The organism is Psychrobacter sp. APC 3281 (assembly GCF_030407815.1).
Lineage (GTDB): Bacteria > Pseudomonadota > Gammaproteobacteria > Pseudomonadales > Moraxellaceae > Psychrobacter.
This window is the reverse complement of record NZ_JASDCS010000025.1, coordinates 1-803: the sequence shown is the minus strand read 5'-3', so window position 1 is coordinate 803 and position 803 is coordinate 1. Positions and strand designations below refer to the sequence as shown.

Here is an 803-nt window from a genome sequence, read left to right as displayed (position 1 = left end):
ATTGCGTCCTCTGTTGTTGGTATCGATCTGTTTGAGCACATTCGCAATATGATGTATACGACAGTACCTGCGTGGATACTGACGGTGATATTGTTTTGGATGTTCTCAGGACAGACGACCAGTGCTGATCTGAGTCAAGTAACCATACTACAAGGACAGTTAATAGACAGCGGTCTGGTACATGGGTATTCGGTACTGCCATTTGTGATATTGGTTGGACTAGCACTGTTTCGGGTTAATGCGATTTATACGATTATCTGTACGATTGCCGCGGCACTTATTATTACTTATGTGCATAGTTCACCAAGCTTTGGCCAACTGGGCGGTTATCTGTTTGCAGGCTATGCCCCTGCTGAGTCACTAGAGTTAGGGGAAGTAGGTGGAATGCTGTCGCGTGGTGGTGTACAGAGTATGTTCTTTACTCAGGCGATTGTGATACTGGCATTAAGCTTAGGTGGGTTACTAACGGCATTAGGGATTCTGCCAGCACTATTATCTGGTATTAAGGACACATTGACGACATCAGGACGAGCGATATTTGCCGCAGCCATGTCGGCACTAAGCATTAACGTGCTAATCGGTGAGCAGTACTTAAGTATTCTATTATCAGGTACGGCGTTTCGGTCGACGTTTGAGCGCTTACATTTACATCCTAAGAATTTGTCACGGACGATTGAGGATGCGGGGACGGTGATTAACCCATTGGTGCCTTGGAGTGTGTGCGGGGTGTTTATCAGTCAGGCGCTAGGGGTGCCAGTATTAGATTATCTGCCTTATGCGTTCTTCTGTTATTTGTCACTGCT

Annotated in this window: 1 protein-coding gene; it reads left to right on the top strand. The window is 46.2% G+C overall.

Annotation, left to right across the window (positions count from 1 at the left end; translation table 11 throughout):
• Positions 1 to 803, top strand: an 803-nt coding sequence (locus QL886_RS12985; protein ID WP_290179042.1) for a Na+/H+ antiporter NhaC family protein, incomplete at both ends; no start/stop codon positions are given.